Source organism: Nitrosopumilus zosterae (genome assembly GCF_025998175.1).
In the GTDB taxonomy this organism is placed as follows: Archaea; Thermoproteota; Nitrososphaeria; order Nitrososphaerales; family Nitrosopumilaceae; genus Nitrosopumilus; species Nitrosopumilus zosterae.
The window spans coordinates 130,406-153,521 of sequence record NZ_AP026695.1; the positions used below are offsets into that span (position 1 = coordinate 130,406).

Genomic DNA, 23,116 nt, shown 5'->3' on the forward strand with positions numbered 1-23,116 from the left:
TTCAAAAATGATCTAGTCACAAGTCTTATTTACTCCTTAGTCAAGAAAAAAAACATGAAAATGAGTGACGAGGATCTAGAATTAGATCTGGATGCTGATCTAGATGATGATGACGATTTAGAGTTAGACTCTGATTCATCACCCAAACGAAGTGGTATTTTACAATCTACATCAAAACGTGTAAGAATGATTTTCTCTGTTATGGCAAGTCCAAACAGAATAGATATCCTTAGAATCTTAAATTCTAAAGGTCCTTTGACTTATTCTGAATTAAAATCCCTTGCAGGATTCAAGTCAAAAAAAGAAAGTGGCAAATTTGCATACCACTTGAGAAAATTACTTAGACAATCCCTTGTTGCACTTAACAAATCTGAAAGACGATACACCATTACAAATCTTGGAAAGCTAGTTTTGAGTTTGGCAAGACAAATTGAAGAAAGATCAATTATTGAAAGTGGAAAAATGTACGTTAGAACATCTCATCAATCAATTGAGGAATTCAATTCACATAAAATTATTCAATCTCTGGTTCGTGAAGGAAGTCTTCCATTAGAACTTGCGCAAAAAATTACTGAAGAAGTCGAAAATAGAATTTACAAATACCAGACCACCTATCTGACTGGCTCACTAATCAGAGAAATGGTGAACTCTGTCCTTCTAGAGCATGGTCATGAGGAATATAGGAATAAACTTGCACGCCTAGGCCTTCCTGTTTATGACGTTCAGGAGATGATTTCCAATCTAGACAATGTAGATAATGGCGCTGAAGGTCTTCTCTTTAACACAGGACAGAGGGTATTTGCTGAACATCTATTAACTAACATCTTACCAAAAGATGTGGCAGACTCACATCTTTCTGGAGACTTGCATATTACTAATCCTGGAATTTGGTCTATGATTCCTGATACCATATTTGTTAATATCAAGGAATTAATCGAAGATGGAATCAATCTTGGTGGAAAATATCTTGATGTATCTAGAATTCCTGCATCAAAACAACTTGATGACATTGCAAGTTCACTATCAATTGTAATTGCACTCTTGTCAAAGGAGGCTTCGCAAGAAGTTGTAATTGATGGATTAGTGCAATTATTTACAAAATATTCAAAGTCCATTCCAGAACTTGAACAAAAACTCACTGATGCGTTTGCAACTGCATCTACAACTGCAAAATATAACAAAACAAGTACAAAGGTATCAATTAGATTACAATTAGGAACTGATACAAAGATAATTAATTCAATTATTAATGCATACAAGAATTACACAAAGATTACTCCAATTCCAAAAATTGGTTTGATAATAGATGTTGACAAAGGAAAAATTACTGATATTTCAGAATCAATAGCTGAAATAATCTCTGTTGGCGGACACGTAATGTTTGCTAAAGGTCAAACTTCTAGTTCCGGCGTTACAAATGGATCTACAAAAACCACAGCTCCGCTTTCAATAAACTTGGAATCTGTTTCAATTAATCTTCCAAGACTTGCATTTGAATCAAACAAAGATGAAACTTACTTTAGAGCAAGACTTGCATTACTAATGAAACCGGCATTATCATCTATGGCATTAAGAAAGAAAGAGATTTCAGATCTTACTAGACGAGGACTAAATCCAATTCTTGCCAAGAACACACAATATATGCAACGTAGTTCTGTTTCACTTGTTGTAAATTTGGTAGGGCTCAAAGAATCTGTCTTTAACATACTTGGATTCCAAGACAATAAAGAAGGACGCGATATTCTTCATAAGGTAATTCAGACAGCAGTTGATGTTGGAGCCAAAAAAGGTAAAGAATTAGGTGATACGGTTGCAATATGTATGACTGAAACTGAGGCATCTGCTCGTTTTGCTACTCTGGATGGCGAAAAATATGGCAAAAACTCTGCCTTAAATTCAATGGAGGGTGACTCTTATTCACAGGGAATAGTAATTCAAGCCTCTGAAATTGCTAGTTTTACTAACAAAAGTGACCCTATAGTAGAATCAAACAAGCTCTCAAAAATCCTCACTGGAGGATTACTAGTCACATTACAAATTGACAAGAATGCAAAGGTAAACGAAATCAAAAAATCACTTGAAAAAGCATCAGAACTTACGACTTCTTTCAAGCCTGTGCGAAAAATTGCAATTTGTGGTGAGTGTGGATTTAAGGATGAACCCTTTGAGGACAAATGTCCAAAGTGCAAGTCCCCATACGTTGTCTGATATTCGTATGTGAAAAACTAGTTACGATCATTTTTTAAAATTTTTTGATCAGAATCAGATAAGCGATCTTCATCATTACTATCAAAGTTATGCCAGTATGAAATTCATAGTAGCGGTGTTAAAAAAATTGACTCATTAACGGGACAAGATCAAAACTTTTCGAGCACATAAGTTATATCCACATTGGTTCTAAGCATGGAGGGGAGATTATAATGGACAATTCACAAATTGAAAATACGATCAATGAGATCCGTAAGCGCAGTGGCGCAGTCACGGCTTTCAATCAAAATAAAATTTCAAATGCCATATTTCGGGCATTGGCCGCCACCTCTAAAGCCGATCGTGGTCTGGCCGATCAACTAGCAGAGAATGTAGTTAACAAACTAGTTGAACAAGGATTTACAAGTACTAGAACACCGACTGTTGAAGATATTCAGGATATTGTAGAATCAACTCTAATTGATAGCGGAAATAGCGATATTGCAAAAGCCTACATTGTTTACAGACATGAGAGAAGAAAACTAAGGGAAGAGAAAATGAAGGTCTTGAATCTGAAGGCTCTTGACCCAGTTTCCAAAAAGTTTGATCTGAATTGTCTTAGAGTCTTGGCATCAAGATATCTTTTCCGAAATTCTAAAAACGAGATCATTGAATCTCCAACTCAAATGTTTGAGCGAGTAGCAATTCTGGTAGGAATTGGAGACATTCTATATGATTCACAAATCTTTGACAAATCGGGAAATATCAAACAAGATGTAGAAGAAGCAAAATCATATCTTGAAAAACTAGATGCCTTTGATTATAAATTCAAAGTAGGAGATTATTTCTTCAACAAATGGCATTTCAGATCCTTAATCAATCACTACGTGAGTCTTGCAAACAAAGGTCAAATGAAGATAAGCTTCAAAGATCTTTTGACATTACTTGCAGCAAAGAAACTAGATAATTATGCAGACAAAATCACAGAATACTTTGAACTAATGACTGCACAAGACTTTCTACCAAATTCACCAACCATGATGAATGCGGGTGGAAGATTGGGACAATTATCTGCATGCTTTGTACTTGGAATGGAAGATGGAATGGAACAAATCATGAAATCTACCTCTGATGCAGCATTAATCTTCAAGTCTGGTGGTGGTGTTGGAATTAACTATTCTGATCTTCGTGAAGAAGGTGATATTGTAGCATCCACTTCAGGTGTTGCGTCAGGACCTGTATCTTTCATGAATATCATCAATACCGTCACTGAAGTAGTCAAACAAGGAGGAAAAAGGCGCGGTGCAAACATGGGTATTATTGAAGCATGGCATCCTGATGTTGAAAAATTCATCACAAACAAAACAGAACCAGGAGTTTTAGAGAACTTTAACGTAAGCGTTGGTATCTGGGAGGACTTTTGGCATGCCTTGGTAAATACTTCTGATGGTAACTATATCTTACGTAGCCCACGTGATAAAAAACCAGTTAAAGAAATCAATGCGCATCAACTAATTGATCTGATTGCACTTTCTGCATGGAAGAGCGCAGAACCTGGATTGATCTTCTTTGATCAAATTAACAAATACAACGTATTTGCAAAAGCAAGAAAAGCACCACTTAGAGCAACAAATCCATGTGGTGAACAAAGTCTTTATCCATACGAATCCTGTAATCTAGGTTCTATCAACTTGGTAAATCTTGTAAAGAGACAAGCAGATGGAACTTATGAATTTGATTGGCAAAGATATGAAGAAACAATCAGAAAGACAACAAGATTCTTGGATAACATCATTGATGTCAATACATATCCGGTACCAGAAATTAATGTAGCATCAAAAGAGTCTAGACGTATTGGACTTGGAGTGATGGGTGTAGCTGATCTATTGTACAAGCTAAAAATCCCATACAATTCTCAAGAAGGATATGAACTACAATCAAAACTATCTGAAGCTCTGTCATACTATTCAATGGAAGAAAGTGTTGCACTTGCTAAATCTCGTGGTGAGTTCCCACTATGTTCTAAAACAGAATATCCAGAAGGAAAGATTCCTATCTCAGGATACTATGAGAGACCAAAAGAATCTCATTCTTGTGATTGGGATCCACTAATTGATAAAATCAAAAAGCATGGTATCAGAAATGTCTTGACTACTACGGTAGCTCCAACTGGCACACTCTCTATGATTGCAGATTGTTCAAATGGAATGGAACCTGCATTTGCTCTTGTATTTGAGAAGAGAGTAACTGTTGGAAGATTCTTCTATACCAATAAGATAGTTGAAGAAGCACTAAAAGAACATGATCTTTACAATGATGAAATCCTTGAAAAGATTGCAGACAATTACGGTTCATTGAAAGGAATACCTGAAATTCCACAATGGATGCAGGATGTCTATGTTACAGCAATGGATATTCATTGGGCTGATCATCTTATGGCTCAAGGTGTATGGCAAGACTGGATTGGAAATGCAATTGCAAAAACAATCAACATGCCATATGACGTAACTGCCGAAGACGTAAAATGTGCATATCTTCTAGCACATGAACTTGGACTAAAAGGAATGACAGTTTATCGTGATGGTTCTAGACACAAACAAGTTCTTCATATGACTAGTGAAAATGCTCAGAAGATATTTGATGTACCACCAAGTGATTACATGACTGCTTTTGTGAAAGAAAACATCACAAATCCATACATCAAGTCTCAAGTAAATGCAGCACTTGCATTAAAAGTTCATGACGAAGAAATCAAGATTGAACCTCAAAAACAAGAAGAGATTTCAGAAGATCGTCTATGTCCGACATGCAAAAACAATCTGGTCTTCGTAGAGGGTTGTAGCATTTGCATTGAATGCGGATACAGTGGTTGTACTTCTGGATAAATAACAGAATCACAACTTTTTTACTCCCTTTTCATTTTGAATCAATGTGAACAAGAAGATTCTAGGAATAATTGCAGGCATAGTGGTTATTGCGATAGTGTCTACAGTTTTAGTCATGCCCAATTCAGAAATTAATACTCGAACTAATGAAAAAATTGGTCTAGTGATTAATTCTCCTAGCCAATCTGTTACTTTACAAAACTTGGATGAAATTTACTCCGAAGCTGCCAGCTCTGGTATTGGAAGAAGTAATGTCTATCTCTTTTGGAATTTAGTTGAGCCTGTTCGTGATAAATTTGATTGGCAACAATCAGACGTATTGATGAGTTTTAATAAAAAAAATAATCTCAAAGTTACACTTTACTTTTCTGTAATAAATGGTGAAACACTTGGACCTTTTCCAAGTTGGATTGGAAAACCTCCAATAATCTCCATTGGAGAAGATAGGGTGGTTAGCGTACTTGATGCAATACTATCAAGATACGACATCATAGACACAGTTATTCTTGCAGGAGAAACAGAATCTCAATTCAGATTCAATGAGCAAAATATTCCTGTATACAAGGATCTATTCAATGGAGTTTATGAAAAAACCAAAGAAAAACATCCTGATGTAAAAATAGGAAATGCATTTGCGTTACACCACGTAATTAACAAAAATCTACAATATATTGTGACTGATTTAGCTGTTGGTGATTTTATTGCTTTTTCTTATTCACCAGTTGACACACTAAATGATATTATCAAAACACCAGAACAAGCAATTGGGGATTTAGAGCAAGTGTTTGATTTAGCTGGAGATAAGAAAGTAGGAATTTTTGAACTTAGCTGGAGTACCGCTGATTTTGTTGGAGGCAGTGATTCTTCACAAACAGAATTTTTAGAAAAATCCTTTGATTTTTACGCTGCGAATGAATCTGAATTAGAATTTTTTACTTGGTACAGACAATATGACAAACCTGAAGGAACATGTACATTTGAAGAACAGGAAGTTGGTGAGGATACACTTACTGTTGGTGGTTCTGGTTTTGGAAGTAGTGAGCATGTAATTGAGAGATTAAATCAGTATGTGTGTAGTGCAGGATTGATCAACAGTGATGGTACTCCAAAATCTAGTTGGATTGAATTTAAAAAACAAGTTGATATGACTAACTAAAATGATCTCTTTAATTTTATCTGAATCATCATTAGAAATTGTTCCATTTGAGCTACAAGATCACCCATCCATAATTTTTCATGCACGAAAACTTGGAAAACATTCCTCAGAAATCTTACTTGATAATTCTTGGCATTTTGCAGCTATGAAAGGAATTAAAAATGAATTAAAAAGAGGAAGACCGGATTTAGTACATTTTTCAATACTTGAAGCTACCACAATTCCATTATATCTTAAAAATAAAATAAAAATTTACGTGCATACACTTGATGATAAAGTAATTTATTTTGGTCAAAACGTCCATGTGCCAAAGTCATATCATAGATTTGAGGGAGTAATTGAAAAACTGTACAAAGAAAAAAAAATTACAGCAAATAATGAAACATTACTAGAACTTAAAGAAAAAACATTTTCAGAATTACTTGATGAAATAAATCCATCAAAAGTAATTGGTTTTTCAACAAGAGGTAAACCTAGCTCGTATGAAAAAATCGCTACAGAAATTTCAAATAATGACTGTATTATAGTTGGCGGATTTCAAAAAGGACATTTTTCAGATTTTGTTGAAAACAAAATAACTGATCTATATTCTATTGGTGATGAATCACTTGAAGGTCATGTTGTAGTTGCTAGACTACTCTATGAGTGTGAAAAAACCATTTTTATGTAGGAACTGAAATTTGCATTCTGTTGCAGTCATAGTATAGCCTGGTTAGTATTCGGGGTTTCCAACCCTGTGACGCGGGTTCGAATCCCGCTGACTGCATCTCATTCATTGTAATAATAACTAATTTTTAGGTCAAGTTTTAGAAATTATTGTGAAATCTGCAGTAAGAAAAATCGCGATAGAGCGAATGCAAATTTTAATTGAAAAAGCAATACTTAATGCAAAAATTAACCCTGACCTTTCTCAGCGTCAGGCTTTTCTTGCTAGAAGAATTAGTACAAGACACAAAATTAGGATGCCTTATGCTCTTAGGATGGTTTTCTGTAAAAAATGCAAGTCATTTATTGCACCTGGATTAAATTCTAGAATTCGTATAGGCAGAACATCTGTCAAATCAATCAGAATTTCTTGTAACTTGTGTGGACATACTTATCGTAAAGTTATACCCCCATCCGCTACAATTAAAAAAAACAGTATTTGATACAAGAATTGAACTATCGGAAAAGTTGAATATTGATCCATGTATTTTAGGCTACATTATATTTGACAATCTAGCGACAATACCTCAATGATTTATAAGACGATTATCGATTTTTTCACTTTATGGCAAAGGTATACGATGTACCAGCAGATGTTTTGATAAAAAGACTAGCGAATATTCTAAAGAATGAAGATATTCCTGCGCCTTCTTGGATTCCTTTTGTTAAAACTGGAGCTCATGCAGATAGACCCCCACAAGAACGAGACTGGTGGTATACTAGATGTGCATCAATTATGAGAAAAATATACTTTCATGGCCCAATTGGAATTAACGAATTAAGAAAAGATTATGGTGGAGGTAAACCCTCTGGATATGGAGCTGCTCATCACAAAGATGCTGGTGGCGCAATAATTCGCAATGCAATTCAGGGATTAGAAAAACTTGGTTATTTGGAAAAAGTTGAGAAGAAAGGTAGAATTATTTCTAAAAATGGAATGCAAAAACTAGATAGATTATCCACAGAAATTCTAAAAGAACTAATCGTTGAAAACCCTCAATTGAAAGTTTACACATAGATTCAAAATGAGTTTTCCAGAATCTAACGAATCTCCTTATGAAAACACCAACAATGAGTTATCCGCACAAAAAGAACAGATTCTAAAACAAATTCTTTCACCAGAAGCTAGATTGAGACTAAATAATATCAAGATGGTAAAATCAGAACTATCCGATCTTGTTGAACAATATTTGATAGGCATGGCAACTCAAGGCAAATTACCTGGTCAAATATCTGATGATCAACTCAAACAAATTCTGCTTTCTATTCAACAACCAAAACGTGATTTTAAGATAAATCGAGTATGATCCAGAAAAAATATAATTATGGGTAGCCCACCGTTTAATTCATGAAAGCAGTAGTATACAATGAATATGCACCAGATGATAATTTTTCTAAAATCCTCAAAGTCCAGGATATAGATGACCCAAAACCAAAAGCAGATGAAGTTGTCTTTAAAGTAAAAGCAGCTGCTCTGAATTATAACGATATTTGGGGAATGAGAGGAGTGCCTGTTGCTGTTCCATTACCACATGTTTCAGGTTCCGATGCTGCTGGAGATGTTATAGCAGTTGGTGAAGATGTTAAAAATATCAAAGTTGGAGATAGAGTTGTCTCTCACTCAAACATGTCTTGCAGAGTTTGTAAAGCATGTACTGACGGAAGAGAATTTGATTGTATTAATAGGACCATTTGGGGATTTCAAACTGGTCCAACTTGGGGAGCTTTTCAAGAAGTAACACACCTTCCAGAAGTTAATGTTTCAGTTATTCCAGAAGGAGTATCATATGATGACGCAGCAGCTGCATCCATGACATTACTTACATCATGGCATATGCTGGTTGGAAGAGCCAAAATTGTTCCAGGACAAACTGTCTTAATCATGGGTGGCGGCTCTGGAGTAGGAAGCTTTGGAATTCAGATTGCAAAATTATACAATTGTGATGTAATTGCAACAGCAAGTCCTGACAAACTAGACAAATGTCTAGAACTAGGAGCCGATTTTGCAGTAGATCATAGAAAAGAAGACTGGCATAAAGAAGTCAGAGCAATTTCAAAAGAACTTGCAAAGAAAAAAGGTGAAGCACCAGGAATTGATGTTTCCTTTGATCATATTGGTGAAACACACTGGAACAAACAACTTACCTTACTAAAATATGGAGCAACTCTAGTTTCATGTGGTGCAACAACAGGATACGATGCACAAACTGATCTTAGACATATTTTCTTTAAAGGAACAAACATCCTAGGTTCTACACAAGGAACCAAAGCTGAATTAGATCAAGGTCTTTATTGGATGGGTCAAGGCAAAATTAAAGCAGCAATTGACTCAACATATTCCTTTGAGCAAGCAGCAGAGGCTCATACAAAGATGTTAACTGGAAAAGGTCTCTTTGGCAAAATCTTAATGAAGCCAGAGGGCACTTAATCATTTAATGACACAGCTTTTCAGAAGCCTTATTTTTGTTCCGGGAAATAATCCTAGATTTCTTGAAAAAGCAAAAAAATTACGTGCTGATATTGTCTGCTTTGATCTTGAAGATTCAGTACCAGACAATGAAAAAGTTAACGCAAGAAATCTTATCAAATCTGCATTAAAATCTAGACAATCTTATGAATCTTCAATTTTTGTTCGAACAAATTCTCCAACTTCAGGGAAAATCTCTTCTGATCTTAAAGAAGTGGTCCAAAAAGGAATTGATGGTATTGTTATCCCAAAGGTAAATAATGTAAAAGAGATGGAAAAAATTGAGAAAATACTATCAAAATTAGAAAAAACACGAAACCTAAAACCAATTCAAATAATTCCGTCAATTGAATCTGCAGAAGGTGTAGTTAACACGTATAACATTGCATCTTTTGGAAAAAGAGTTTATGCAGTAGTTTTTGGTGTTTTTGATCTTCTAAATGATCTAGGAGTTGAATATACAAAAGAATCAGAAGGTGCCAGATATTCTAGAGCAAAAATTCCTGTAGATGCACATGCTGCAGGAGTTGTGGCAATTGATGCCATCTGGCAGGATCTAAAAGATTCTAAAGGTTTTGCAAAAGATTGCAAACTGGGTAAAAGTTTAGGTTATTCAGGAAAAAGTATCATCCATCCAGATCAAATCTCTGTGGTGCACAAATTATTCCATCCTAATAAAAGTGAAATTTTCTGGGCTGAAAAAGTCTGTAAGGCATATCTTGAATCAATAAAGAAAGGTAAAGGTGCCACTATTGTTGATGGAAAAATGATAGATGAAGTACATTTCAAACAAGCAAAATCCCTTCTTGAAGTAGTAAAGTGATATTGTACTTATTCTAATGTTTGAAGTATTGATTTTACACTAGAACTTTTTTCCATAATTTTCTTTGGTATTATTCCATTTACAACAGTTTTTCCCTTTTTAATATCTAAATTAATTTCTTGAAAAACACATTGAAGCTTAGATATTTTTTTACTTTCACTTAGAACTTTTCCAGTTTCAACAATCAACCCGTTGATCATCATATTTTCAATCTTTCTATATCCTGAAGTTTTTGGCGCTTTAGATTCTTTAAGGATTTGTGGAATTGTATATTCTTTATCTAAAAGAGTTGTAATAATACATCTTGAGTCATATTCTCCGAACAATTCTAATATTGAATCTGATAAAATTGGGTTGATTATAGTTACAAAATATTTTTCATTTGATTCTTTTATTCTGATGATTTTATCTAGACAATCTCTTTCAAATTTAGAAACATCTAGACTTGAATTTTTTTTGAGAACACTTGTAAATTTTTGAAAATGTTCAATTGAAAGCTTTATGGACATTCCATGTTCTAAAAATAATTCACGTTCAACCTTATGGAGCAGTTCCAAATCCATTTTTTTCTTAATTTCAGATAGTAAAGCATTTGAAATTAATCTGTCAATTCCTCCCATTTATCAATTCTAGATAATGAAAAATATTAAAGCACTGTTTTTTTACTATCATCTATGTCCAAATCAGTAATTGTGATTGATGATGATGAGGATACTGTTAGACTATTTACTGAATTTCTTGAAGAAAGGGGAGTAAATGTTGTCGGAAATGGGTTTAATGGAACCTCTGCTGTTAAGCTATTCAAGGAAACTAATCCTGATGTAGTTCTAATAGATCTAAACATGCCTAACGGGAGTGGTTATTACGCAATTAAAAAAATTCAAGAAGTTAATCCCAAGGCACGGATTGTTGCTGTTTCTGCAGACAGTAATTACACTACGGAGGAAAAATTGGAAAAACTTAACATACCTCTTATTCAGAAACCATTCAAAATGGATCAAGTAATTTCAATCATAAATGATTGATCCCACTTTTGGAACATTTCATATAGTGTTATATTGTAAAATTCATAAAATTTCTATGATTAAAATGAGTAAGCGAGTCACAATCATGATTGATGAAGACCTTGATAAAAAACTCCGACTTCGTCAAGCAAAATTAATTCAACAAGAACAGACTTCATACAGTTATTCTAAAGTATTGAATGAATCACTGCGTAAAGTTCTAAAATAACTAGAGTAGAATCTAGTAAGATTTTATTTCATTTATTAGAATAGGTTAAAGATAATGAATTATTATTATATTTTAGAAAAATGATTGATCTTTTAGATCCTACAAATGTGATAACTAGGATGTTTAGTGCTGGAAAATATGAAGAAATGTACAATTATTGTAAAAATCTATTGGAAAAAATTCCTAATGATATGATTGCACTTCAAAATATTGCATTATCATTAATTCATTTAAAAAAGTATGAGGAGGCAATTATGTATTGTGATAAAGTCTTAGAAATAAAAAATTCAGATACATATGCACTAAAAAATAAAATTTATGCCCTTGAAAATCTAAAAGAATATGAGCGAGTTTTAGAATTGTGTAAACTAATTCTTTCTACAAATCCCAATGATATTTGGGCTCTTAACAGTATGGGGTTATCTCTAAACGAACTAAATCGCCATCCAGATGCTCTAGAATGTTATGATGCTTCTCTTCGAATAGATCCTAATGATGTTACAGCCTTGATGAATAAAGCTATTTCTCTTAGTCATCTCCAAAATTACAAAGATGCCATTGAATTTTATGACAAAGCTCAAAGTATTGATTCAACCTTAAAAGAAATTCCTCTTGCAAAATCGAGATTATTTGAAAAATTAGGAATGGATGATGATGCATTTTTAGCTGCACAAGGAGTTTTAAACAAAGATATGCAAAAAATCAAAAATGACGCTAAGGAAAATGGGTTTTCTGTATTTCATCAATTCTGCGAAAATGAATTTCAAGATTATAATTCCAAATAATTACTATCATTATTGAGTTTCAATATCAAAATCTAGTTCTGGTAGCATCCCTTCCCACCATTTTGGAATAAATTCTGACATAAAACAAACGATTCAACCTTTCCTTATAGATCTTACGTATAGAAATGAATGAGATTGGAACTTAAGACCAGCAACGATTTGTTTACTGGTGACAATTCCAACCATAACATATTGTCTAAAATAGTATTTAGGAACTACTGATGATTTGTATGAATGATTTGTTCATTAGTGTTTTAAGTAAATCTTGTAAATACATAACATGTCAACCTTAATTCAGTACAAATATGACAAAAACGCTGATCAGTCATTATCTCTGGAAGAAGATGAAATTAAAAATCCAGTTTCAGCCAACATTACAGCAATGGATATGATTGGATTAACTTGGATTCTTCAAGATGATGAATGGTGATGTGTTTTACAACTCAAAATCTCTTAATTCTGGAATCTGTCTCTAAATTTGAATTCGAAAAGCTATTTTATACGTATAATTCATAACTATTTTTGATGTTTACTGGAATTGTTGAAGGTGTTGGCACAGTGGAAAAAATTTCAAAAAATACAAAAAATCGTAGTGCAATTGAAATGACTGTAAATCTTGGAAAGCATTCTAAGGGATTAAAAATTGGGCAAAGTGTTGCTCTTAATGGTGTATGTCTTACTGCGACAAAATTGTCAAAATCCAGTTGTATTTTTGAAATGATTGAGGAAACTACTAAAAAAACAGATCTTGGTAATCTAAAGGTCGGTGGAATTGTAAATATTGAAAGAAGTTTAAAAGCTGGTGAGAGACTTGAAGGACATTTTGTTTTAGGTCATGTAGATGGTGTTGGAATAATTAAAAAAATTCTAAAAAAACCAAAAGAAGTACAAGTTTGGTTTGAAGTTCCAAAGAAATTATCAAAATATGTTGTGAAAAAAGGCTCTATTGCTATAGATGGAATTAGTTTAACTGTAGTTGATATCAAAAATTCACTTGCATCTGTTTCATTAATTCCTCATACCCTTGATATAACAAATTTTCATACAAAAAAAATAGGCGATAAAGTTAATATTGAAACTGACATTCTTGGGAAATACATTCTAAAATAAAGTCAATAATCTACAAATTTAGTGGTAATTACCAATTTTTTAGTAAACTTTATAATTAGATTAGAAAGATTTTTTATTATGTCTCTTGAATCTGCACTACAATCTCTAAAACGAGGAGAATTTGTATTGTTATTTGATTCAGCTGGAAGAGAAAATGAGATTGACATGGTAGTTGCAGCTGAATTTGTTACTCCTGAACATGTTGCAAGAATGCGACAATATGCTGGTGGATTGTTGTGTATTGCAATTGATAATAATTTTGCAAAATCTCTTGAATTAAAGTACATGCATGAAATTCTTGCTGATTCTTCAATTTCAAATAAAGAAATGATTATGGGTTTGGCACCATATGGAGATCATCCAACATTTTCTTTATCTGTAAATCACTATCAAACTTATACTGGAATTACTGATAAAGACAGATCATTAACAATTAGAGAAATGGCAAATATTTTTAATGTTGAAAATAAACAGAAAAAATTTGCATCATCATTTAAAACTCCTGGGCATGTTCCTTTATTGATTGCGTCTAAAGGATTATTAGCTGCACGACAAGGGCATACCGAAATGTCTGTTTATTTAGCTCAGGTTGCAGGTTTGACACCTGTTACTGCAATTTGTGAAATGATGGATGCTGAAACATATTCTGCATTATCTGTAGATAAAGCAGAAAAATTTGCAAAACAAAATGGAATTCCATTAATTGATGGAAAAGAACTCTTAGAATACGCCAAGGTGCATTAGTATTGAATATTGCAGTAGTGGTTTCGGAATTTAATGAGGAAGTGACATCTAGGATGCTTGCAGTAGCTCAAGAGAAGGCAATTACTTTGAAATTAAAAATTTTGTATACGTGTAAAGTTCCTGGCGCTTATGATATGCCTATAATCGTAGATTCTTTATTGCAAAAAAATGATGTTGATGCTGTAGTTACTTTAGGTGCTATTATTAAAGGACAAACAAAACATGATGAAGTAATTTCCCATTCTGCTGCTCAATCTCTGACTGCTTTATCTATAAAATACCAAAAACCTGTTTCTTTAGGAATATCTGGCCCTGGAATGCAAGAAAGACATGCTTATGCCAGAATTAGACCTGTTGCAGAACGCGCAGTAGAAGCTGTTGTAAAAATTTCTTATGAATTAAAGAGAATTCAAAAATGATTCAACTCAGTATATTAAAAATTACTGGTTATGGTCCTTGGACCTTGACATTGGGTAGTGATAGAGAGCATGAACTACAAATGCTACAGGCATCACTATACAAAGAAGTACAAAAACTATTTTCTGAAAAGAACTGTCTCGTTTTTCTTAATAGAGCCGATGAATTTTTTGTAATTACTAATGGTCTCAAATTAGAAGATCACATCGAAATTCAAAAAAAACTTGAAAACTTATTTGATATTCGTTTGGCAATATCCATTGGTTATGGTGAATCTCCTTTTGATGCAAATCTGAAGGCATATGATGGAAAGAAAAATAACATTATTTTAAATCAGGAACATAATATTTTTGGATTCGTTAAAAATGTACCTGATTCAAAAGTTTCAATCATGCATTTAGATGTAGATGATCTTACGTCACGAAGAAAAAATAATTCTCCTTATGAAATTACATCAATAATTTTTGAATTATATTCGAAAATGTCAAAATATTTTCTTGCAAAAAATTCTCTTACATTTTTTATGGGTGGTGATAATTTCATGATAATTGCAAGTGAAGATGGTAAAAATTCTGTTCAGAATTTTATTAACATGATTAAAGACAATGACAACATATCTTTGAATTGTGGAATAGGAAATGCATATACTAGTAGAGAAGCTGCAAAATTAGCCACAAAATCTCTTGACACAATACGAGAAATTCGAGATTCAGGAAAAGAAAAACCTGAAGTTTATGAATTATCATGTTAATTAGAAATATTAGTGTATTACAAGGTTCAGAATTAGATTTTGTCTTAAGAACTAATGTAAAAATTCAGAATAATGTATTTCAAAAAATTCAATCAAAAATACAAACTAACTCAAATGAAGAATCAGTAGACTGTGAAGGTCTTCTTTTAATTCCTGGTTTTATTAATGCACATACTCACATAGGAGATTCGATTGGAAAAGATGTTACGCTTAATAGCAGTGTAGATGAAAAAATCCATCCTGTATTTGGAGCTAAATCAAAAATCCTAAAAAATACATCGCAAGAAAATCTATCAAATTTTATGAAAAATACATGTCACTCAATGCTTCGAAAAGGAATTACAACATTTGTAGATTTTAGAGAAGGGGGATTAGATGGAGTAATCTTACTAAAAAAAGTACTATCTAACATTCCCATTCGTTCCATAATTTTAGGTAGACTTGAATTCTATCAAAAATCTACGGAAATTAAAAAAAACCTGCCATTACCTAAAGAAAAAACTGAAGATCTTAATCAACTTCTTAAAGAATGTGATGGGATTGGTGTCAGTGGAGCAAATGAAAATAGCACTTCTATTTTAGAATATTATTCAAAAACACCAAAACTTAGAGCAATCCATTCTTCTGAAACTATACAAAGTATTTCAGCATCAAAGAAAGTTACAGGAAAATCTGAAACAATTAGAGCCTTGTCACTAAAACCTCATTTTCTGGTTCACATGACTTTTGCTTCAAAAAGTGATCTTACTATTTCAGCAAAAAAAACCCGAGGAATTGTCATTTGCCCAAGAGCCAACTCCTCTCTTGCTGAGGGTATTCCAGACATAGAATTGATGCAAAAGGCAGGATGCACACTGGCATTAGGAACAGATAATGTAATGATTAATTCTCCTGATATGTTCAGAGAAATGGATTTTCTTTGGAAAGCAACAATGGGAATTCACAAAAAAAGAATTGATCCGAAAGAAATTCTTAAAATGTCTACAGTAAATGGAGGAAAAGTTTTGAACAAAGATATTGGAGTAATTGAAAATGGAAAAATTGCTGATTGTATTTTTCTTGATAAACATGCTTTAGATTTAGAACCAATGCATAATCCACATGCATCAATTGTTCATAGAGCATCTGAATCTGCAATTAAAGCAGTAATGATTGGAGGTAAAATAGTATATGGAAAAATCTAAACCGTATGTAATTCTAAGTGCTGCAACATCTATTGATGGAAAGATTGCGACTGTAACTGGCGATTCAAAACTATCATCAAAATTAGATGGTATTAGATTACATAAACTAAGATCTAAAGTTGATGCAATACTTGTAGGAAAAAATACTGTTTTACTTGATGATCCTATGTTAACTGTACGACATACTAAAGGTAAAAATCCAATTAGAATAGTTTTAGATTCTAAAGGTAGTATATCAAAAAATTCAAAAATAATTCAAACAAGCAAAAAAATTCCAACTATAGTGGTTGTTTCCAATAAAATTACTAAATCAAATCTTGAGAGGCTCAAGAAATTTCCTGTAGAGATAATTATAGCAGGAAAAAATTCTGTTGATATCAAATTATTATTGAAAAAACTTTCATATAAAAAAATAAAATCAGTTCTGGTAGAGGGCGGCGGAACTACTAATTGGGAATTTATTAAAAATGGACTTTTTGATGAATTAATTATTACTCTGTCTCCCTTTCTAATTGGTGGAAAAGATGCGGTATCGTTGGTTGAAGGAGACGGATTTAAAAAAATCACAAATTCTCCTATTCTACGACTCAAATCTACCATGAGGCTCAAAAACCACCTTGTTTTGAATTACGTAAAAGTGTAAGTTATTATACTTTCTTTGAAATAAAATTACAAGAAATTGGCAGTAAAAAAGAAAGCTACAACAAAAAGAAAAACTACAACAAAAAAGAAGGCCGCACCAAAAAAGAAGGCCGCACCAAAAAAGAAGGCTACTAAATCAAACACAAAAAAACCAGCATTTGGTGGATATGCAATTAGTTTTGCAGGTCGTAAAGAAACTGTAGAACAAGTATTTGGAAATAAACCAATTGCTCCAAGTGAAATGACCAAAAAGATTTGGGCATTTGTAAAATCAAAGAGCCTCTCTAATCGTTAAACTGATTTGTTAACGATTTATCGTTAACTAATTTCCATCTTTTAATTATTTTTTAAAATAAATAAGATATAGATATTGGATTTTATTCAAAATTATCATGTCTACAGCATCGTTAAGACGCGATCATGATTTGATAGAAAAAGTCGTCAAAGCAATGGAATCTACAATTCAATTACTAAATGACAATAAACAAATTCCAGAATCAATTTTACTTCCTGTAATTGATTTTTCAAAAAATTTTACTGATGTTTGTCATCATACTAAAGAAGAAAAATCTCTATTTCCTGCATTAGAACAAGCTGGAATGCCGAGTAATATGGGTCCTGTAGCTATGATGTTAATTGATCATCAACGTTCCAGAGAAATTGGATCTAGAATGGAAGAATCAGCTAAAGAGTATCTTTCTTCAGGAGATTCTACAAAATTGATTAGCGATATGCAACAATATGTTGAACATATAACAGAACATCTATGGAAAGAGAATAATAGATTATTCATGATGGCTGAAGCACGATTACAATATGTTTCAAAAAAAGTAGATGATGAGCTAAATGAAATAGAAAAAACTCAACTTAATGATTTGGGAAAATCTAGAGAACATTATGAGAAATTAGCTGAAAATCTTTCAAAAGATGTATCTGAACAAGGTAATTAGATTTGTCTTCTAGCATATTTGGTCAAGTGATGGGAGTTAGAAAATTTGCTAATGGTGACATTGAATTAGATTTCTACCATGAAGATGAAATAACAGAATATCGATATTCTTCGGATCCTAGTAGATTAGGAAATTTTCCAAAGGAATTAGCTGAAACTTTAGCCAATACTTTGGCTTTGGATATTTGTGTTGAGATTTACTTTGATGAAGATGGCAGTCCTACATATATTGAGCTTGAAGAATGTGATGATGAAGATTTTGATGATGATGAAGATTTTGATGAATCTAGTGAAATGAATGAGTAATTTACTCTACATAATGATGATGTGTAAGATTGTCATAAAATCTGACTGATTTTAGATTCACAAATTCAAGCATTCCATATCTTGATAACTCCCTTCCAAATCCACTATGTTTTATTCCTCCAAATGGAATTCTAGGATCAGAAATTACAACATTATTTACACTTACAATTCCTGAATCTATTCTTCTTGACATTTTATCTGCTTTAGCAAGATCTTTTGTCCAGATACTTGCACCTAAACCAAATTCACTCTCATTAGCTAATTTAATTGCCTCACTTTCATTTTCAACTACTGTAATTGGAGCAACTGGTCCAAATGTTTCTTCAGTTGCAATTCTCATATCTGATGTTATGTTTTTAAGAATTGTTGGTTTGTAAAAGAATCCTTTTCCGTCCATTTCTGAACCTCCTAGAAGAACTTCTGCACCTTTTGCTTTTGCATCTTCTACAATTCCAGAAATTGTCTCTAAACCTTCTTTATTTGAAATAGGTCCAATATCTGTTTCAATTGACATAGGATCTCCTACTTTGAGTTTTGATGCATTTTTTATAAATAATTCAGTAAATTCTTCTGCAATATTTTTTCCAACAAAAAATCTCTTTGATGCTACACAACTTTGACCGCAATTGATGAATCTACCTTTAACTGCGCCTTCAGCAGCTTTTTCAATTATTGCATCATCTAATACAATGAATGGATCACTTCCTCCTAATTCTAATACGCATTTTTTTAAATTTTTTGCAGCCCTTTCACCAACTTTTGCACCAGCATTTGTACTTCCTGTAAAAGTTACTGCATTAACATCTGAATCAATAAGATGATTTGCAGAATCAACACTACCAACTATTGTTTGATAAATTCCATCTGGCATTCCTGATTCAGTAAATGCTTTCTCAATTTCAATTCCTGATTGCATAGTTACTCTAGATGGTTTCATTACAATCACATTTCCAGCCATTAAACATGGAGCTGCAAATCTTAATGCTTGCCAATAAGGAAAATTCCAGGGCATAATGGAACCAATTACTCCTAATGGTTCAAAAGTTAGAAAACTTTTCCTTGCATCTGTGTTTAATACTTCATCAGAGAGAAAACTATCTCCATGATCTGCATAAAACTCTAATGCCCAAGCACATTTTTCAACTTCTCCAATTGATTCTTTGAGAGCTTTTCCCATTTCAGTTGTTGCAACTTTTGCAAGTTCCGTTTTGTGCTTCTTAAGATATTCTACTAAATTGTAAACATAACTTCTGCGTTTCTCATAATCTTTTTTCCATTCTGGAAAAGCTCTTCTTGCTTTTCCCACTAACGCAAATACCTGATTTTTATCCATTGTATCATATGTTTTAATTTCTTCACTTGTTGCTGGATTTATTGTAGTTATTTGACCCAAGGATTTTTCCAAGAATTTCTCCTATTTAATCTGTAACTCGTTTTTCAATATTTTTTGTAAATTTAGTATATCTGAGTTAAAATCAGAATGTTTGCTGCATATCTTTCTTGATTTCATCAATTTTCTTTGAATATGCTTTTTTAGATTTATCATTCTTTTTTAGGTTTAGAACACTTCCACATGATGGGCATTTGAACATTCCATCAAGTGCACTCTCAAATGTAACTCTGGGGCAGTCTTCATTACCACAATGATAAAAGTCTGAAGCATTTTCATAATCTAATCGTTGTTGTAATCTCTCTTCAATTTTCTTTTTCTGGCTTTCAATAAAATGCTCTACTTCTTCTCTTCTGGTTCTCCATCTGTAGACAAACCACCCCTTTCTTTCATCTTTTACTCTGATTCCAGTGATTAAGGATTTTCCAAACAAATCATACAATACTTTTCTTACCATGTTGATCCTAAGACCAGTAGAGCTTGCAATTTCTTCATCAGTTGCATCTTCTGCTTTGAGTAATGATCTTGCTACTTTGAGGTATTCATCCCCTCCTATCATGGAGGCTATTCTAACAAAAGGATCTTCGTATTTGTCTACCAACTCTAATGACTCCTGATTTTCTATTATTAATCCCTTGTTTCTTCTACTTGTACATTTTTGCCATTTTTAGTGGGTATGATCTTTCTTTTTGCATTTGCAAAGTATTTCTCAAACTGACCGCCTTTTTGAATCCGATCTAAGAGAATTGCCAGGGCACTAATCTCTGAATGCGGTTGACTACCAATTCCTACATTATAATCTGCCAATTCATAAATCTCTCTAGGTACTTTTTCAGCTCCTACAACAATTAGCAAATTTTTTTCCTTTTGAAGCTCCTCTTGTACATTATTGATGTTTTGACCATACATTGAAAGATGAATGATTTTAAAATTTTCTTCCTTTTTCTTTTTTACAACATTTTTCCATTTATCAATAAATTCTACTTCAAATTTCCCACCCCATGTTTTATTGATTTTTTCTACAGTATCTTTGATTTCTGGATTAACTTCATTCATGAAAATTCTTTCTGCGCCAAATGCTCGTGAAACAAGTGCAACATGTGTGGTGACTCTATCGTCTCTTACAAGACGTTGTCCAATTCTTAAAACTTCAATTATCAAATGTCTCTTTTACTCCTTCAAATGAATTTCTATTGAAATTGTATGAATTTTGACTCATAGTAATATTCTTGATTAATTTTTTCAATTCATTAACATTTTTACCTGTTTTTGCAGAAACTGAAATCACTTTTTTGTTTTCAGCTAAATTTAGAATATTGATTTTTCGATTTATCTCATCATGTTTTAATAAATCATCTTTGTTTAATACATAAATTATTTTATCTTGTTCAACACCTAATTCACTTAAAGTTCTCATGCAGCTGGAAAATTTCTTTTTCAATTCAAATACAGAATCACTAATGTCTATTACTAACAGAATGATATCTGTGTATGTTAGTTCTTCTAAAGTTGATTTGAATGCATCAATCATATATGCCGGTAATTTACTGATAAATCCAACTGTATCTGCAATTAAGAATGGTTCTTGATTGATAGTTAATCTCCGTGTAGTTGTTGTAAGCGTTGTAAACAGTTCTTTGCTTTGTGCTCTTGATTCGCCTGTTACTTTGTTAAACAAGGTTGTTTTTCCTGCAGATGTATATCCCGCAAGTGAAATGGTCTTGAATCCAAGTCTTTTTCGTCCTTGTCTGTGAAGTTCTCTTTGTTTTCCTGCTTTTTCAAGTTTAGATCTTAATGTTTGCATTCTGTGTTTAATATCATTATAATAGACATCCACCTCAAATTTTCCAATACCCATAAACCCTGGTTGCTCACCCATATTTGCAAGACGAACTTTTTCTTTTGCTCTGGCCATCTCATATCTCAATTGGGCTAATTTAACTTGCAACTTTGATTCTGCACTTGATGCCCTGCTTTCAAAGATTTCAAGAATTAATCCTTCTCTATCTAAAATTTCACGATGTAAGGCTGAAGCTAAATTGTAATTTTGGCTTGGTTTCAAAATTTCATCAAATATTATTACCTCTGGCCTAAGCTTATCTGCTATCTCTTCTAATCTTTCTAAAACTCCTCCACTAATTCCGTATTTTGGTTTTTGAAGATAATCTTGCTGGATAATATGAACTACTTCGTATCCTGCTGCATCACAGAGTCCTTTGGCCTCGTTAATCGAATCTTCCTGGTCATATGTGATTAAAATTGCAGATTTCATTATTTTTCATTTAGCCAATTTTTTATTATTCCGTTTTTTTCAGTACTTTTTCAATATTCATATTCAAAACAATTTCTGCTATGTCGCTCGCATACTCTGAAACTCTTCTAATATTTTCAGACATTCTTCTTACTCTATAAAACTCCTCATCATCTTTTAATGATTTTGATGCATCTCTGACTTTTTTCTCATATTTGCTAATTTCATTTGTTTTCTCAATGGTTTTTTCTGCTTGAACATAATCTTCTTTGAATAAAGCTAAACATGCATCATCTAATACTGATAAACAAAATTCATTCATATCTTGAAGCTTATCTAAAATCTCTTTCTTAACTGGTTTTTTAAATTCTAATAGATCAGATGCAATAAATGATGCATGATCTCCTGCTCTTTCAATATTTTTTACAACCAATCTATACCCAAGGCAATTTCTGGCATTTCTAAAACCCATCTCTTTTAGCATGTGTTCATTTTGGATTGCTATTTTTAATTGTCTAATAATATAAAATCCAAATCTATCTACTTCGTCATCTGTATTGATTACTTCTTGTGCTAGTTCTAGATTGTTTTCTTTTACTGCTAAAATTGCATCACTAGACATTGATTTTGCCAAATGTATCATCCGCTTGAATGCTCCATCCACTGACAATTCCAACAAATTCACAAGAACCTGAACTGTAATTCCTCCACTAGAATCAGAAATTATTTCTGAACCCATAAGCATTCTCTTTACTGCTTCTTTCACTGTATTCCTTTGATTGGGACTTAGTCTACCGCTTTTTGGTTTAACATTAATTGTCCTGAATCCTAGAAAATATAACGAAATTAATTTTCTAATTATGGAAGATGCATCTTCTTCAATATCTATCTCTATTACAGCATCCTCTTTTTTTTGGATACGTGATTCGAATTTTGGGGGATAAAGCTCTAATGTTGAGGAGCCTTTTCTGACCATCCTGATTTGATCGCCTTGTTTAAGACCCAACTCCATTATCCACTGTTTTGGAAGTGAAACTATGTATGATGATTTTCCTGTAAATTGAATTTTCCTTGTCTCTTCTCTTTCTTCCATAATCTAAAGAGATTAATCCTATCTATATAGTTTAGTAG

At 32.7% G+C, this 23,116-nt stretch carries 28 protein-coding genes and 1 tRNA gene; 23 read left to right on the forward strand and 6 right to left on the reverse strand.

What is annotated here, in order from left to right; translation table 11 throughout:
- Positions 1 to 54: 54 nt before the first annotated feature.
- The 10 genes from nrdD (at position 55) to OO712_RS00810 (ending at position 10,223) form a co-directional block, all read left to right on the forward strand.
- Positions 55 to 2,208, forward strand: coding sequence for an anaerobic ribonucleoside-triphosphate reductase (gene nrdD, locus OO712_RS00765; protein ID WP_109877644.1), 2,154 nt, complete (start codon positions 55 to 57; stop codon positions 2,206 to 2,208).
- A 212-nt stretch (positions 2,209 to 2,420) separates the two neighbouring features.
- Positions 2,421 to 5,072, forward strand: coding sequence for an adenosylcobalamin-dependent ribonucleoside-diphosphate reductase (locus OO712_RS00770; RefSeq protein WP_109877461.1), 2,652 nt, complete (start codon positions 2,421 to 2,423; stop codon positions 5,070 to 5,072).
- Positions 5,073 to 5,118: 46 nt separating this feature from the next.
- Complete coding sequence (locus OO712_RS00775; RefSeq protein ID WP_109877460.1) at positions 5,119 to 6,228, forward strand: hypothetical protein; 1,110 nt, start codon at positions 5,119 to 5,121, stop codon at positions 6,226 to 6,228.
- A gap of 1 nt (position 6,229) precedes the next feature.
- Positions 6,230 to 6,898 (forward strand): ribosome biogenesis protein, encoded by a 669-nt coding sequence (locus OO712_RS00780; RefSeq protein WP_109877459.1) that lies wholly within the window; start codon positions 6,230 to 6,232, stop codon positions 6,896 to 6,898.
- Positions 6,899 to 6,920: 22 nt separating this feature from the next.
- A tRNA-Gly gene (locus OO712_RS00785) sits at positions 6,921 to 6,994 on the forward strand.
- A gap of 88 nt (positions 6,995 to 7,082) precedes the next feature.
- A complete protein-coding gene (locus OO712_RS00790) occupies positions 7,083 to 7,376 on the forward strand; it encodes a ribonuclease P protein component 4 (RefSeq protein ID WP_200829114.1) in 294 nt (97 codons plus the stop codon).
- 122 nt (positions 7,377 to 7,498) lie between these two features.
- Entirely contained in the window at positions 7,499 to 7,951 is a 453-nt protein-coding gene (locus OO712_RS00795) for a 30S ribosomal protein S19e (protein ID WP_109877457.1), read from the forward strand.
- Between the two features lie 7 nt (positions 7,952 to 7,958).
- A complete protein-coding gene (locus OO712_RS00800; protein ID WP_109877456.1) occupies positions 7,959 to 8,240 on the forward strand; it encodes a DNA-binding protein in 282 nt (93 codons plus the stop codon).
- 41 nt (positions 8,241 to 8,281) lie between these two features.
- Positions 8,282 to 9,361, forward strand: coding sequence for a zinc-binding dehydrogenase (locus OO712_RS00805; protein ID WP_109877455.1), 1,080 nt, complete (start codon positions 8,282 to 8,284; stop codon positions 9,359 to 9,361).
- A 7-nt stretch (positions 9,362 to 9,368) separates the two neighbouring features.
- Positions 9,369 to 10,223 (forward strand): HpcH/HpaI aldolase/citrate lyase family protein, encoded by an 855-nt coding sequence (locus OO712_RS00810; protein WP_109877454.1) that lies wholly within the window; start codon positions 9,369 to 9,371, stop codon positions 10,221 to 10,223.
- Positions 10,224 to 10,231: 8 nt separating this feature from the next.
- On the opposite strand, the gene OO712_RS00815 is transcribed toward OO712_RS00810, so the two are convergent.
- Entirely contained in the window at positions 10,232 to 10,843 is a 612-nt protein-coding gene (locus OO712_RS00815) for a transcriptional regulator (protein WP_109877453.1), read from the reverse strand.
- Between the two features lie 54 nt (positions 10,844 to 10,897).
- Here OO712_RS00815 and OO712_RS00820 point away from each other — a divergent pair, with 54 nt between their 5' ends.
- The 13 genes from OO712_RS00820 (at position 10,898) to OO712_RS00880 (ending at position 18,344) form a co-directional block, all read left to right on the forward strand.
- Positions 10,898 to 11,248 carry a response regulator gene (locus tag OO712_RS00820; RefSeq protein WP_109877452.1) on the forward strand — a complete coding sequence of 117 codons (351 nt, stop codon included), beginning with the start codon at positions 10,898 to 10,900 and terminating at the stop codon, positions 11,246 to 11,248.
- A 64-nt stretch (positions 11,249 to 11,312) separates the two neighbouring features.
- Entirely contained in the window at positions 11,313 to 11,456 is a 144-nt protein-coding gene (locus tag OO712_RS00825; RefSeq protein ID WP_200829101.1) for a hypothetical protein, read from the forward strand.
- Positions 11,457 to 11,536: 80 nt separating this feature from the next.
- A complete protein-coding gene (locus OO712_RS00830; protein ID WP_109877450.1) occupies positions 11,537 to 12,241 on the forward strand; it encodes a tetratricopeptide repeat protein in 705 nt (234 codons plus the stop codon).
- A gap of 280 nt (positions 12,242 to 12,521) precedes the next feature.
- Positions 12,522 to 12,671, forward strand: coding sequence for a hypothetical protein (locus OO712_RS00835; protein WP_200829100.1), 150 nt, complete (start codon positions 12,522 to 12,524; stop codon positions 12,669 to 12,671).
- A 95-nt stretch (positions 12,672 to 12,766) separates the two neighbouring features.
- The gene (locus tag OO712_RS00840) at positions 12,767 to 13,351 is read left to right on the forward strand and encodes a riboflavin synthase (RefSeq protein WP_109877449.1); all 585 of its coding nucleotides are present in this window, start codon (positions 12,767 to 12,769) and stop codon (positions 13,349 to 13,351) included.
- Positions 13,352 to 13,429: 78 nt separating this feature from the next.
- Positions 13,430 to 14,095 carry a 3,4-dihydroxy-2-butanone-4-phosphate synthase gene (gene ribB / locus OO712_RS00845; protein WP_109877448.1) on the forward strand — a complete coding sequence of 222 codons (666 nt, stop codon included), beginning with the start codon at positions 13,430 to 13,432 and terminating at the stop codon, positions 14,093 to 14,095.
- Positions 14,096 to 14,097: 2 nt separating this feature from the next.
- Positions 14,098 to 14,514: a 6,7-dimethyl-8-ribityllumazine synthase gene (ribH, locus tag OO712_RS00850; protein ID WP_109877447.1), complete on the forward strand. Its 417-nt coding sequence runs from the start codon at positions 14,098 to 14,100 to the stop codon at positions 14,512 to 14,514.
- Positions 14,511 to 15,263 (forward strand): GTP cyclohydrolase IIa, encoded by a 753-nt coding sequence (locus OO712_RS00855; protein WP_109877446.1) that lies wholly within the window; start codon positions 14,511 to 14,513, stop codon positions 15,261 to 15,263. The genes ribH and OO712_RS00855 overlap by 4 nt, the downstream gene beginning before the upstream one ends.
- Positions 15,257 to 16,447 (forward strand): amidohydrolase family protein, encoded by a 1,191-nt coding sequence (locus tag OO712_RS00860; RefSeq protein ID WP_109877445.1) that lies wholly within the window; start codon positions 15,257 to 15,259, stop codon positions 16,445 to 16,447. The genes OO712_RS00855 and OO712_RS00860 overlap by 7 nt, the downstream gene beginning before the upstream one ends.
- Positions 16,434 to 17,090, forward strand: coding sequence for a 2,5-diamino-6-(ribosylamino)-4(3H)-pyrimidinone 5'-phosphate reductase (locus tag OO712_RS00865; RefSeq protein ID WP_109877444.1), 657 nt, complete (start codon positions 16,434 to 16,436; stop codon positions 17,088 to 17,090). Before OO712_RS00860 ends, OO712_RS00865 begins: the two co-directional genes overlap by 14 nt.
- Before the next feature lie 36 nt (positions 17,091 to 17,126).
- On the forward strand, positions 17,127 to 17,384 hold the full coding sequence (locus OO712_RS00870; protein WP_109877443.1) for a hypothetical protein: 258 nt from the start codon (positions 17,127 to 17,129) through the stop codon (positions 17,382 to 17,384).
- Positions 17,385 to 17,481: 97 nt separating this feature from the next.
- Complete coding sequence (locus OO712_RS00875) at positions 17,482 to 18,039, forward strand: hemerythrin domain-containing protein (protein ID WP_109877442.1); 558 nt, start codon at positions 17,482 to 17,484, stop codon at positions 18,037 to 18,039.
- A gap of 2 nt (positions 18,040 to 18,041) precedes the next feature.
- Complete coding sequence (locus tag OO712_RS00880) at positions 18,042 to 18,344, forward strand: hypothetical protein (protein WP_109877441.1); 303 nt, start codon at positions 18,042 to 18,044, stop codon at positions 18,342 to 18,344.
- A 1-nt stretch (position 18,345) separates the two neighbouring features.
- On the opposite strand, the gene OO712_RS00885 is transcribed toward OO712_RS00880, so the two are convergent.
- The 5 genes from OO712_RS00885 to OO712_RS00905 form a co-directional block, all read right to left on the reverse strand.
- Positions 18,346 to 19,737: an NAD-dependent succinate-semialdehyde dehydrogenase gene (locus tag OO712_RS00885; RefSeq protein WP_109877643.1), complete on the reverse strand. Its 1,392-nt coding sequence runs from the start codon at positions 19,735 to 19,737 to the stop codon at positions 18,346 to 18,348.
- An 82-nt stretch (positions 19,738 to 19,819) separates the two neighbouring features.
- Positions 19,820 to 20,335: a transcription factor gene (locus tag OO712_RS00890; protein WP_109877440.1), complete on the reverse strand. Its 516-nt coding sequence runs from the start codon at positions 20,333 to 20,335 to the stop codon at positions 19,820 to 19,822.
- Positions 20,336 to 20,361: 26 nt separating this feature from the next.
- Positions 20,362 to 20,895: a TrmH family RNA methyltransferase gene (locus OO712_RS00895; protein WP_109877439.1), complete on the reverse strand. Its 534-nt coding sequence runs from the start codon at positions 20,893 to 20,895 to the stop codon at positions 20,362 to 20,364.
- Complete coding sequence (gene hflX / locus OO712_RS00900) at positions 20,885 to 22,006, reverse strand: GTPase HflX (protein WP_109877438.1); 1,122 nt, start codon at positions 22,004 to 22,006, stop codon at positions 20,885 to 20,887. Before hflX ends, OO712_RS00895 begins: the two co-directional genes overlap by 11 nt.
- Before the next feature lie 25 nt (positions 22,007 to 22,031).
- Positions 22,032 to 23,078 (reverse strand): phosphate signaling complex PhoU family protein, encoded by a 1,047-nt coding sequence (locus OO712_RS00905; protein WP_109877437.1) that lies wholly within the window; start codon positions 23,076 to 23,078, stop codon positions 22,032 to 22,034.
- Positions 23,079 to 23,116: the final 38 nt, after the last annotated feature.

Excerpts from the sequence above, each read along its gene's own strand:
- OO712_RS00780 (WP_109877459.1), top strand. The coding sequence starts at position 6,230 with ATGATCTCTTTAATTTTATCTGAATCATCATTAGAAATTGTTCCATTT.
- OO712_RS00800 (WP_109877456.1), top strand. The coding sequence starts at position 7,959 with ATGAGTTTTCCAGAATCTAACGAATCTCCTTATGAAAACACCAACAAT.
- OO712_RS00790 (WP_200829114.1), top strand. The coding sequence starts at position 7,083 with ATGCAAATTTTAATTGAAAAAGCAATACTTAATGCAAAAATTAACCCT.
- OO712_RS00815 (WP_109877453.1), bottom strand. The coding sequence starts at position 10,843 with ATGGGAGGAATTGACAGATTAATTTCAAATGCTTTACTATCTGAAATT.
- OO712_RS00835 (WP_200829100.1), top strand. The coding sequence starts at position 12,522 with ATGTCAACCTTAATTCAGTACAAATATGACAAAAACGCTGATCAGTCA.
- OO712_RS00795 (WP_109877457.1), top strand. The coding sequence starts at position 7,499 with ATGGCAAAGGTATACGATGTACCAGCAGATGTTTTGATAAAAAGACTA.
- OO712_RS00830 (WP_109877450.1), top strand. The coding sequence starts at position 11,537 with ATGATTGATCTTTTAGATCCTACAAATGTGATAACTAGGATGTTTAGT.
- hflX (WP_109877438.1), bottom strand. The coding sequence starts at position 22,006 with ATGAAATCTGCAATTTTAATCACATATGACCAGGAAGATTCGATTAAC.
- OO712_RS00805 (WP_109877455.1), top strand. The coding sequence starts at position 8,282 with ATGAAAGCAGTAGTATACAATGAATATGCACCAGATGATAATTTTTCT.
- OO712_RS00875 (WP_109877442.1), top strand. The coding sequence starts at position 17,482 with ATGTCTACAGCATCGTTAAGACGCGATCATGATTTGATAGAAAAAGTC.
- OO712_RS00820 (WP_109877452.1), top strand. The coding sequence starts at position 10,898 with ATGTCCAAATCAGTAATTGTGATTGATGATGATGAGGATACTGTTAGA.
- OO712_RS00860 (WP_109877445.1), top strand. The coding sequence starts at position 15,257 with ATGTTAATTAGAAATATTAGTGTATTACAAGGTTCAGAATTAGATTTT.
- nrdD (WP_109877644.1), top strand. The coding sequence starts at position 55 with ATGAAAATGAGTGACGAGGATCTAGAATTAGATCTGGATGCTGATCTA.
- OO712_RS00825 (WP_200829101.1), top strand. The coding sequence starts at position 11,313 with ATGAGTAAGCGAGTCACAATCATGATTGATGAAGACCTTGATAAAAAA.
- OO712_RS00905 (WP_109877437.1), bottom strand. The coding sequence starts at position 23,078 with ATGGAAGAAAGAGAAGAGACAAGGAAAATTCAATTTACAGGAAAATCA.
- ribB (WP_109877448.1), top strand. The coding sequence starts at position 13,430 with ATGTCTCTTGAATCTGCACTACAATCTCTAAAACGAGGAGAATTTGTA.
- OO712_RS00865 (WP_109877444.1), top strand. The coding sequence starts at position 16,434 with ATGGAAAAATCTAAACCGTATGTAATTCTAAGTGCTGCAACATCTATT.
- OO712_RS00810 (WP_109877454.1), top strand. The coding sequence starts at position 9,369 with ATGACACAGCTTTTCAGAAGCCTTATTTTTGTTCCGGGAAATAATCCT.
- OO712_RS00840 (WP_109877449.1), top strand. The coding sequence starts at position 12,767 with ATGTTTACTGGAATTGTTGAAGGTGTTGGCACAGTGGAAAAAATTTCA.
- OO712_RS00855 (WP_109877446.1), top strand. The coding sequence starts at position 14,511 with ATGATTCAACTCAGTATATTAAAAATTACTGGTTATGGTCCTTGGACC.
- OO712_RS00770 (WP_109877461.1), top strand. The coding sequence starts at position 2,421 with ATGGACAATTCACAAATTGAAAATACGATCAATGAGATCCGTAAGCGC.